Origin of the sequence: Calothrix sp. 336/3 (assembly GCF_000734895.2) — a bacterium.
Lineage (GTDB): Bacteria > Cyanobacteriota > Cyanobacteriia > Cyanobacteriales > Nostocaceae > 336-3.
Genome location: NZ_CP011382.1, coordinates 1,162,404 through 1,175,156, shown reverse-complemented (window position 1 = coordinate 1,175,156; position 12,753 = coordinate 1,162,404). Strand labels below are relative to the sequence as shown.

Annotated in this window: 2 protein-coding genes; both read left to right on the top strand. The window is 38.7% G+C overall.

Features of this window, described 5'->3' with window-relative positions:
* The first annotated feature begins 13 nt into the window (after positions 1–13).
* Positions 14–7,153 (top strand): PAS domain S-box protein, encoded by a 7,140-nt coding sequence (locus IJ00_RS04645; protein WP_052754386.1) that lies wholly within the window; start codon positions 14–16, stop codon positions 7,151–7,153.
* 286 nt (positions 7,154–7,439) lie between these two features.
* The gene (locus tag IJ00_RS04640) at positions 7,440–12,725 is read left to right on the top strand and encodes an AAA family ATPase (RefSeq protein ID WP_035150532.1); all 5,286 of its coding nucleotides are present in this window, start codon (positions 7,440–7,442) and stop codon (positions 12,723–12,725) included.
* Positions 12,726–12,753: the final 28 nt, after the last annotated feature.

The window sequence follows — 12,753 nt, the reverse complement described above, 5'->3', positions numbered from 1 at the left end:
GAGTTACCTTAGTATGGATAGCACTCAGGTGAATATTCTCGGTTATCGAATCCACGAAACACTTTACGATGGTTCTAAAACCCTAGTATGTCGAGCTTTTCGTGAAGCTGACAATTTGCCTGTAGTCATCAAACTGCTGAAAAATTCTTATCCTGATTTTAGCGAACTGGTAAAATTTCGTAATCAGTATACTATCGCCAAAAATCTTAATCATCCTGGAATTATCCAAACCTATAGCCTAGAATCGCTTCAAAATTGTTTTATGCTAGTGATGGAAGATTTTGGTGGAATTTCCCTAAAAAGTTACTTTTCCCACCGAGAAACACGATTTATTCCGTCTCTAGAGGAATTTTTGCAAATAGCCATATCCCTCTGTGACACCTTAGATGTTCTTTACCATCAGAGAATTATCCATAAGGATATCAAACCAACCAATATTTTAATCAATCCAGATACAAGACAAGTTAAAATCATTGACTTCAGTATTGCATCTTTATTACCCAGAGAAACCCAAACTTTAATTAGTTCTAATATTTTAGAAGGGACATTAAGTTATATTTCTCCTGAACAAACAGGAAGAATGAATCGGGGGATTGACTACCGCACAGATTTTTATTCCTTAGGTGTGACTTTTTATGAGTTATTGACAGGAGAATTACCATTTCATTCCGAAGATGCAATGGAACTGATATATTTTCATATTGCTAAAACAGCACCATTAGTAAATGAAATTAATCAACAAATTCCAACTGTCATCTCAGAAATTATCAGAAAATTGATGGCAAAAAATCCTGAAGACCGCTATCAAAGTGCATTGGGTTTAAAATATGATTTAGAAAAGTGTTTGATGCAATTTCAGGAAACTGGCAGAGTTGAAGATTTTCCGATTGCACAACGGAATATATGCGATCGCTTCATTATTCCTGATAAATTATATGGTAGAGAAACAGAAGTTCAAACCCTACTGGAAGCATTTGTTCGTGTAGCCTCCCCAAACGGTGCCACAGAAATAATGCTTATCTCCGGTTTTTCTGGAATTGGTAAAACTGCGGTTGTCAACGAAGTACATAAACCGATTGTGCAGCAACGGGGTTATTTTATTAAAGGCAAATTTGATCAATTTAACCGCAATATTCCCTTTAGTGCATTTGTTCAAGCTTTCCGCAACTTAATGGGGCAATTGTTGACAGAAAGTGATACTCAAATTCAGTTATGGAAACATAAAATATTAGAAGCAGTCGCAGAAAATGGTCAGATAATTATTGAAGTCATCCCTGAGCTAGAAAAAATTATTGGTAAACAGCCATTAGCTACAGAACTATCAGGAGCAGCAGCAGAAAATCGCTTCAATTTATTATTCCAAAGTTTTACCCAAGTCTTTGCTAGTGATAAACATCCTTTAGTTATATTTTTAGATGATTTACAATGGGCTGATTCGGCATCACTGAAGTTAATCCAATTATTAATCAGTAATACTCATCATATATTGTTAATTGGAGCCTATCGTGATAACGAAGTTAACGCCGGACACCTATTAATGTTAACTTTGAATGATATACATAAGGCAAAAATAACTATTAATCGGATTATCTTAGCCCCCCTCAGTCCAACTACAGTTAATATTTTAGTTTCGGAAACTCTGCAATGCTCCAACAACACAGTATGGAAATTATCTCAAATAATTCACAAAAAAACTGAAGGGAATCCATTCTTTATTGTACAATATCTAAAAGCATTACACCAAGATAAAATAATTAATTTTAACTTTGATTTAGGATGTTGGGAATGTGATATCACACTCTTAAAATATCAAAATATTACTGATGATATTGTGGGCTTTATCAGTTCGCAAGTGCAAAAACTAGTGCCATTAACTCAAAATATATTGCAGCTTGCCGCTTGCATTGGTAATCAATTTGACTTAGAAACTTTGGCGATAATTTCGCAACAATCCCAAAGTGACACTGCTGCTATTTTGTGGGAAGCATTACAGGAAGAATTGATTTTACCCGTTGATGAAATTTATAAATTTTTTGTTGGACAAGAAACAAGTGTGGGTACATGGGGTAATACTCATACTGTCACTTATAAATTTTTGCACGATCGCGTTCAAGAAGCAGCCTATTCCCTAATTCCTGACCATCAAAAACAAGCAACCCATTTACAAATTGGGCGACTCTTATTAAAGAATACTTCCCCCGAAAGACAGGAAGAAAAGTTATTCACAATTGTCAACCATTTGAATATGGGTAGTACCCTAATTACCCAAGCTCAAGAGCGGGAACATCTAGCGAAATTAAATCTCACGGCGGGGAAAAAAGCCAAAATTTCTCATGCTTATAGTGCTGCGATCGCCTATTTGGAACAGGGTATCCAACTGTTACCAAATGACTGCTGGGACAGACTTTATTCCCTGACTTTAGCTTTACATAAAGAAATCACAAATGTTAGCTATCTCAATTCTGATTTTGCAGCAGTTGAAAAATGGTCTAGTGTCGTGTGTCAAGAAGCTAAAACTCTAATTGACACCATCAAAGTTCAGCAAAATCGTATTATCGCTGCAAATGTCCAGGGTAAACTTTTCGATGCACTACAAATTGGATTAAGCTTTTTACGTTCCTTAGGGCTTGAATTTCCCGAACAACCAACCCAGGAAGATATCGCGCAAGCTTTTGGGAGAACGCGATCGCTGTGGGCAGATAAACCTATTTCCAGTTTATTAGATTTACCTCCCCTTAACGATACCCATCTACTAGCCCAGATGGAAATTTTGACGGTTTTATCCTCTACTGCTTACGTTGCAGCACCAAGCTTAATGCCACTGCTGATTTTTAAGCAGGTAGAAATTTGCATCCAGTTTGGTAATTGTCCCATTTCTGTATTTACTTATAGCGATTTTGGTGTCATCCTCTGCGGTGTGATTGGTGATATCGAAAGCGGTTACGAGTTTGGAGAATTGGCTATAAATCTACGCGAACGCTGGCAACTTTCCTCTTTCAAAAGCCGAACTTTATTTGTCATTAACTACTTTGTTAAACATTGGAAAACTAGCTTATCTCAAATTGTACCCAGCATAGAAGAAGCTTATCAAAGTGGCATCGAAACAGGAGATGTTGAATCTGGTATCCTCAACGCAGGTATTTATTGTTTCTGTGCCTATTATCAAGGGCAAGTATTAACTGAGTTGCTGCCCAAGATGGATGCTTATCGGCAAATTATCATTAACCACAAACATTTACATTGCCTATTTTTACAAAGTATTACTCACCAAACGATGATTAACCTCCTGGGGAGAAACCAGGAACCCGATCGCTTGACGGGGGATATATTTGATGCAGATACCCTTTTGCCACAGATACAAGCGAATAATTATCGATCTGTCATTGCCCATTGGCAGCTCAGTCAACTAATTTTGTATTATTTATTTAATAAAAATGACGAAGCTGCTCGCATCTCTGCCCAAGCCTTAGAATATCTAGATGGTGCCACAGCGACATTTGGGATTGTTCTATATAGTTGGTTTGATGCCCTAAATCAACTCCAACTTTACCCCAACCTAGACCCCGCAGAACGTCAAGAAATTTTACAACAAATCCAACAGCAGCAAGATAAGTTACAGCATTGGGCAAATTTTGCACCCACAAATCATCAACATCGTTGGGAATTAGTTACAGCTGAAAAAAATCGGGTTGAAGACAATAAAATTGCCGCAATTGAATATTACGATCGCGCCATTACTAGTGCCAAAACTAACGGATTCATCCAAGATGTAGCCCTTGCTAACGAACTTGCAGCCAAATTTTATCTAGCTTGGGGTAAAGAAAAATTTGCGGCTATTTATATGCAAGAAGCCTATAATTGCTACAAACAATGGGGAGCCAAAGCCAAAACCCAAGATTTAGCCCAAAATTATCCACAACTCCTCATATCCGTCCTTGCACCAGTACAAGGTGCTGTAGTTTCCACCGCACACATCTCTGAGTCTGCTAGGGAATTCTCCGCCACACTAGACTTAAACACAGTTCTCACAGCCAATCAAGCCCTCTCCCGTGAAATCCACCTCGATCAATTACTCCAAAACCTGATTCAACTCGTCATTACCAATGCAGGTGCAAGTAAAGCCGCACTTTTCCTCAACTGCGATGGTTCCTTAGAACTGGGAGTTTTATATTTTGATCATGCAGTTCAATCTCTGGAGCGTAAACCCCTAGATAGTTGCCAATACTTATCCCATCGATTGATTCGTTATGTAGAGCGCACCCTGGAAACGGTAATTACCGACTTTAAAACCCATGTTAGTACTACTAACGACCCCTATTGTCTCCAGTTCCGACCCAAAAGTTTATTATGTACGCCAATTCTTAACCAAGGGCAGTTGGTAGCTGTTTTATATCTGGAAAACTCCATCACCGCAGAAGTTTTTACCAATGAGCGGGTAGAATTACTTAAATTGCTTTGTTCCCAAGCTGCTATTTCCCTAGCCAATGCCAGATTATACGAGCAATCCCAATCCTACGCCCAACAATTAGAGCGATCGCTGCAAAAATTAAGTGAGAGTCAATCCCAGTTCCAAGCTCTTGCCAAAAATATTCCTGGAGTTATTTTTAAGGTTAGTGTCAACCTCAAGGATGGTTCAGAATCTATCCCCTATGCTAGCTCCGGTTGCTATGAGCTATATGGAGTGACTGCTGAAAGTTTTATGGCAGGAGAATACTTTTTTAGGGACTTTGAGCATCCTGAAGATTATCCCAGAATCGAGCAAGCCATCCAAAAATCTATAAAACATCTTACCCCTCTTCGAGAAGAATTGCGCATTATCACGAAAACGGGTGAGATGAAATGGATTCAAATTGTTGCTCAACCTCAAATACTCCCAGGTGGATTTATCGTCTCGGACGGTGTTTTGCTAGACATTAGTGAACGCAAACAAGCAGAAGCTGCCCTAGGTGAAAGTGAAGCCAAATTTAGAGGTTTAGTGGAAGGGGTAACAGATGTAATTTGGTCGTCAAATACAGATGGAACTTTGACTTATCTTTCTCCCCAATTTCAGACTTTGTTTGGATGGAATCCAGCAGATTGGATCGGGAAGTCCTTTTCCACATTAATCCATCCTGATGACCTCCAAGAAACCATGGAATCGTCTATGGCTACAATTATTCAAGGTAAAAAGCTGAGCAATCAAGAGTTTCGCCATCTTTGTCACGATGGTAGCTATTTGTGGGTGACAGTCAATGCAGGTCCGATTTTTGATGCTGATGGTAATATTACTCGACACCAAGGTATTGTCAGAGATATCAGCGATCGCAAGCAGGCAGAAATTGAGTTAGAAAAATCGCGCCAAAAATATTACTCTCTGATTCAATCTGTAAACGGGATTGTATGGGAATACGATCTACAAACCAATAGATTTACATTTGTGAGCAACAAAGCAGAACAAATATTAGGATACCCCGTTGAAGATTGGTTGAATGAACCTCTGTTTTGGAAAAATCATGTTTACGCCGAAGATATTGAGGTCGAAAAGAGCTTTGATGAAGCAATACAAAACCAAAGTGGCTGTGAGTTTGAATACCGCATGGTAGCTGCCGATGGTAGCTTAGTATGGATATATGACATATCTAGCCCCAACTTTGATGAAAACGGAAATTTAACCAGTTCTAGTGGTGTCTTAATTGATATTAGCGATCGCAAGAAACTGGAAGAAGAGCAAAGCCGCTTAATGGATATTTTGGAAGCGACACCCGATTATATTGGTTTAGCCAGTGTAAGCGGGAAAATTATCTGGCATAACAAGCAACTGCGAGAATTGCGCCAAGATTTAATTAGCCACAAAAATATTTCCGAATGTCATCCAGCATGGGTGAATGAAATCATCTTAAATCAGGTTTTTCCTATATTAATGGAACAAGGCAGTTGGTCAGGGGAACTTGCCCTTCTAGATAGCAACGGTCAAGAAATTCCTGTTTCTCAAGTGATTATTGCCCATAAATCTCAATCGGGCGAAGTACAATATATCTCCACAATCATGCGAGATATTAGTGAGCAGAAAGCTGCTGAGAAACAACTGATTCTGACTAAATTTGCCATCGAATCCACGGTGACAAGTATTTTTTGGATAAGTGAACAGGCTGGCTTTATTGATGTCAATGATGCAGCTTGTACTGCTTTAGGTTACAGTGCAGCAGAATTAAAGCAGATGTTTGTCTGGGACATCGATCCCAATGTGTCAAAGGAAGCATGGGCAGAACGATTGGAAATACTCAAGCTAAGTAGATACGAACGGTTTGAAACCTTACATCGCTCAAAAGATGGCTCTATTTATCCAGTAGAAATTACAAGCAACTACCTGGAATATGGAGGAGTTGGCTATATCTTTGCCCAAGGTCAGAATATCAGCGATCGCAAAGCCTATGAAGAACGTCTAGAAAAAAATAACGCCGAACTCATCCGGGCAACCCGTATGAAGGATGAATTTCTGGCTACCATGAGTCACGAATTGCGTACCCCTATGAATGCGATTTTAGGGATGACGGAAGCATTACAGGATGAAATATTTGGAGAAATTAACGCACAACAACTAAAAGCCCTAGCTACTGTCGAGCGTAGTGGGAACCATTTACTCGAACTAATTAATGATATTCTCGATGTTTCTAAAATTGCCTCGGGGCAAATCGAACTAGAATATCAAAGCACAGAAATTATACCCTTATGTCAGCAAAGTTTGGAGTTTATCAAACCCCAAGCAGCGAAAAAATCAATTCAGATAGTCAGTCAATTACCTACTAATTTGCCCAATTTAAATATCGATGAACGACGCATCCGCCAAGTGTTAATTAATCTCCTAAATAATGCCGTGAAATTTACTCCCGAAGGAGGATGTATTACCTTAGAAGTTATTTACCCAACCACAATTAAACAACAAAATTATTTACAAATTAACGTCAAGGATACGGGAATTGGCATTGCTCCCGAAAATCTCAACAAAATATTTGAACCTTTCATTCAAGTAGATAGTGCGCTGAATCGCAACTATGAAGGTACAGGTTTAGGATTGGCTTTAGTTAAACGTATCGTTGAAATGCATCACGGAGAAGTTACTTTAACTAGCGAATTAGGAGTAGGTAGTTGTTTTGCGATCGCTCTACCCTTGTAATTATGTTTTGGGTAAATAAGTAGAACGGCTTAAATAATTCACGCTATGTCATTGCGAATGAAACGAAGTGGAATGTTCGCGTAGCGTGCCGTGGGCTCTAGCAATCGCAACGGTTTTGACGATTTTACAATCTGTTACATAGTTAGGTTTATTCTCACCGACTTACTTATATTGGGTAAATATATTAAGCGATGATGATTATCTAATCAAGTTTCTTTTCTACGTGTATAACAAAACTTGTATGGATGTATACTAAGTATAGTGGCATCAAGGATTTACCCAGTTTATGATTAGCACTCAAGTCAGTCTGCCTGGATATCATGTAAGGGAAATCATTTATGAAGGTTCCAGAACAGTTGTTTATCGGGGAAATCGAGAAACTGACTTATTACCAGTGGTAATTAAGCTGCTGAAGAATCCTTATCCCAGCTTTAAGGAACTCGTACAATTTCGCAATCAGTACACTATTGCCAAAAGCTTCAATTTTTCTGGAATAGTTAAAGTCTATAGTTTGGAGAATTACCAAAATGGCTATATGTTAGTCATGGAAGACTTTGAAGGAATTTCTCTAAGCGAATGGATGGGGAAAAGTCCGCTAAGTTTACTAGATTTTTTGCAGATAGCAATTTCTTTATGTGATATTTTAGATATTCTGTCTCGAAAACGCATTATTCATAAAGATATTAAACCCAGCAATATTTTAATTAATCCTCATATCAAAGAAGTTAAGTTAATCGATTTTAGCATTGCTTCTTTATTACCAAAAGAAGTGCAAAACTTAAAAAATATCAACGTCTTAGAAGGGACATTAGCCTATATTTCTCCAGAACAAACTGGAAGAATGAATCGGGGAATTGACTATCGCACTGACTTTTATTCTTTAGGCATAGTTTTTCATGAAATGCTAACGGGGAAATTACCCTTTCAGTCAGAAGATATCATCGAACTGATACATTCTCAGATTGCCAAAACTGCACCCTTATTACATGAAATTAATCCGCAAATATCAACTGTCATCTCCGAAATAGTTAGCAAGTTGATGGCAAAAAATGCCGAAGACCGCTATCAAAGTGTCTGGGGATTGAAGTTTGATTTAGAGAAATGCTTAGTACAATTTCAAGACAAAGGAAAGATTGAAAGCTTTATTATTGCTCAAAGAGATTTGTGCGATCGCTTTATTATTCCTGAGAAACTTTATGGAAGAGAAGCAGAAGTAAAAAGCCTACTTGCAGCCTTTGAACGTGTTAGTCAAGGTGCAACGGAAATCATGCTAGTTACAGGATTTTCGGGGATTGGGAAAACAGCAGTTGTCAACGAAATACATAAACCAATTGTCAAGCAACGGGGTTATTTTATTAAAGGTAAGTTTGACCAATTTAACCGGAATATACCTTTTAGTGCATTTGTGGAAGCCTTCCGAGATTTGATCGGACAATTGTTAACAGAAGGTGATGCTCAGTTGCAAATTTGGCAACAGCAGATTTTGACAGCTTTGGGTGAAAATGGACAGGTAATTATTGAAGTTATCCCTGAGCTAGAAAGGATTATTGGTAAGCAATCACCTATTGCAGAATTATCCGGAACAGCAGCAGAGAATCGCTTTAATTTACTATTTCAAAAATTCACCCAAATTTTTACTAATCAACAACATCCCCTAGTCATATTTTTAGATGATTTGCAGTGGGCTGATTCTGCATCATTAAAATTGATACAGCGATTAATTGCTGATACAAGGCATCTGTTTTTGATTGGTGCATATCGGGACAATGAAGTTAACAGTGCCCATCCATTAATGTTGACTTTGAGGGAAGTTAAAAAATCATCGGCAATCATTAATCAGATTAATTTAGCACCTCTAAGTCAATTACAAGTAAATAATCTGGTTGCTGACACCTTTAAATGTTCAGAGTTATTAGTTGGTAAATTATCTAAATTAGTTTTCCAAAAAACTCAAGGAAATCCATTTTTTGTGACTCAGTTCCTCAAGTCCTTATATCAAGATCAGCTGATTCAATTTAACTTTGATTTAGGATGTTGGGAAAGTGATATTGCTCAAGTATCTCAGCTAGCGGTGACAGATGACGTTGTTGCTTTTATGGCGTTCCAGCTACGCAGATTACCAGCATCAACTCAATATATATTGCAGTTAGCAGCTTGTATTGGTAACCAATTTGATTTGCAGACTTTGGCTATTGTTTCTGAAGAATCACAAATTGAAACCGCGTCCCATTTGTGGAAAGCTCTGGAAGAAGGTTTAATTGTACCGACTAGTAATATTTATAGATTTTATGTTGGTGAAAAAAATTCAATTACTAATACAGATATCCAAGATATTCAAGAGACTTTCACATACAAATTTTTACACGATCGCGTCCAACAAGCAGCCTATTCCTTAATTCCCTCCAACCAAACCCCAAAGGTACATCTGCAAATTGGTCGATTGCTATTAAATCGTACTCCCAAAGTGGAACGGGAATCACAAGCTTTTAATTCACAAATTTTCCAAATTGTCAATCAACTCAATTGTGGTATTCCTTTAATTGAGAATGCAAAGGAACGGGAAGAACTTGCGGAACTAAACCGACGAGCGGGGGAAAAAGCTAGGTTTTCTTCTGCTTATGATGCAGCAATGAGTTATCTGAATCTGGGATTAGAACTTTTACAGTCTCAAGCTTGGGAACATCAGTATTTTCTCTGTTTAGGACTGCACCAATTAGCCGCAGAAGTCGCTTATTTATCGGCTGATTACGATCGCATGACTAAACTGATAGTTATCGGACTTGATCGAGCCAAAAATGACATTGATCGGGTCAAATTTTATGAAACGCAAATTCTTGCCTTTGTAGCCCAAAATCAACCACGGGAAGCGGTAGATTATGCCCGCAGGGTATTACGGCAATTTGGTGTTAGACTTCCCCAAAATCCCTCTCCACTACGAACCATGCTAGGATTCTTCGCTACTCTGTATCGGATGTCGAAGAAAAAGCCAGAGGGTTTACTTAAATTGCCCCCCATGACCAACCCATCGAAATTAGCAGCCTGTCAAATTTTTAACGCGGTTGGTTCGGCAGCAGCTAGTGGAATGCCAGAGATGTTACCATTTATTACCTTTAACGGGTTGTCATTATATCTGCGTTATGGAAATATCCCCAAATCTTCCATGGGCTACATTATCTATGGGTATTTGCTCTGCGAAAAACTTGGTTGGGTTGATGCAGGGTACGCAATTGGTAAAGCTGCGATCGCGTTATCTCAGCAAAATTCTTCTCAAGAAGCTTTAGCTCCCACCTTGTTTCTATGGCATCATTTTATTGCCTATCGCAAGGAACTTCTTCACAATACCTCAGCATTATTGCTAGAAGCCTATCAAGCCGGATTAGCAGTTGGAGATATTGAATATGCTGCCTATAGTTTAGTTATATATTTTACCCAAGCCTATTGGACGGGAAAAAATTTGGCAGATTTGCAACAAGAAGCGATCGCCAGTCGCACAAATTTACAGAGACTGCAACAGTTAATAATTCTGGATATTTACAACCTCAACTGTCAAGTTGTCGAGAATCTCTGTAGTGGTAGTAATGATGTTTGTGAGTTAGTTGGTGATTTTTTTGACGAAACAGCTATCCCGGTTGATGATGTTCGACTTACAGTACATACTAGTTTTCGTAAACTCCAGCTAGCCTACCTCTTCGACCGTCATATCCTTGCTACAGAACAAATTGCCATCATTGAGGCTAATCTCGATCCCCTGAATGGTACCTTCGTCAAGGTAATGTTCTATTTTTATAGTGCCCTAGTCTGGTTAGCAAGGTATCCTGACTTGTCAAAAAAGCAACAAAAAGCCTGTCTCCGTCGCATCAAAACAGCCCGCAGAAATTTATCTAAGTTCGCTAAATATGCACCAACAAATTATCAACATAAGTGGCTGTTAGTAGAAGCTGAATATTTGCGCGTCTTCAAAAAGTCAACTCAAGCAGGAGAATACTACGATCGCGCTATTTCCCTTGCCAAAACCAATAACTACATTCAAGAAGCAGCCCTAGCAAACGAACTGACTGCTAAATTTTACCTTCATTGCGATCGCGAAAACATTGCCTGTGTTTATATGCAGGAAGCCTACTATTGCTATACCAAATGGGGAGCCAAAGCCAAAACCGATGACCTCAGCGAACGCTATCCTCACCTACTCCAACCTATTCTCCAACCTAAACCTCAACCAGGTAATTTACTCGATATTCTAGCCACCATTACTACTCCTGATTTATCCATCAGTGAATCCACAGAATCTAGTAAATTATCAGGTAAAAATATTAACCAAGCCCTAGATTTTGCCGCCATCCTCACCGCCTCCCAAACTTTAGCCAGTAAAATCGAATTAGATGAGTTATTGCGTCAACTTAGCCAAATCATCCTCAAATATTCTGGTGGCGATCGCTGTGGGATTATCCTCCCCAATCAAGATCATATTTGGCAACTAGAAGCCCTGGCAACACCGGAAACTGTAGAAATTGCCTCATTTCCCTTAGAAGGTAATATTGCTCTACCTGTAAAGCTGATTAATTACGTCAAAAATACCCAGGAAGCAGTAGTAATCGATGCCTTAAATACAGAATTACCAGTTATCGATGATTACCTCTACCAACAACAACCCCAAAGTCTCCTTTGTTTACCCCTACTCAACCAAGGTAAAGCGATCGCCATTCTTTTGCTGGAAAATCAAATCACTAGTGGTGTATTTAGTCATAATCGCTTGCAGATTCTCAATTTCCTCTCTACCCAAGCTGCAATATCCTTAGAAAATGCTAAGTTGTTTCGCGATCGCAAAGCCTACGAAGAACGTCTAGAAAAAAATAACGCCGAACTCATCCGTGCAACCCGTATGAAGGATGAATTTCTTGCTACCATGAGTCACGAATTGCGTACCCCCATGAATGCGATTTTAGGGATGACGGAAGCATTACAGGATGAAATTTTTGGAGAAATTAACGCACAACAACTCAAAGCCCTAGCTACTGTCGAGCGTAGTGGGAACCATTTACTCGAACTAATTAATGATATTCTCGATGTTTCTAAAATTGCCTCGGGGCAAATCGAACTGGAATATCAAAGCACAGAAATTATACCCTTATGTCAGCAAAGTTTAGAATTCATCAAACCCCAAGCAGCGAAAAAATCAATTCAGATAGTCAGTCAATTACCTACTAATTTGCCCAATTTAAATATCGATGAACGACGCATCCGCCAAGTGTTAATTAATCTCCTAAATAATGCTGTGAAATTTACCCCCGAAGGAGGATGTATTACTTTAGAAGTTATTTACCCAACCACAATTAAACAACAAAATTACTTACAAATTAACGTCAAGGATACAGGAATTGGCATTGCTCCTGAAAATCTCAACAAAGTATTTGAACCTTTCATTCAAGTCGATAGTGCGCTGAATCGCAACTATGAAGGTACAGGTTTAGGATTGGCTTTAGTTAAACGTATCGTTGAAATGCATCACGGAGAAGTTACTTTAACTAGTGAGTTGGGGGTAGGTAGTTGTTTTGCGATCGCTCTACCATCCTAATTTTTGCAAGCAGGTGATAGGCTTATCA

Coding starts and splice junctions, on each gene's coding strand:
- IJ00_RS04640 (WP_035150532.1), top strand. CDS start 7,440: ATGATTAGCACTCAAGTCAGTCTGCCTGGATATCATGTAAGGGAAATC.
- IJ00_RS04645 (WP_052754386.1), top strand. CDS start 14: ATGGATAGCACTCAGGTGAATATTCTCGGTTATCGAATCCACGAAACA.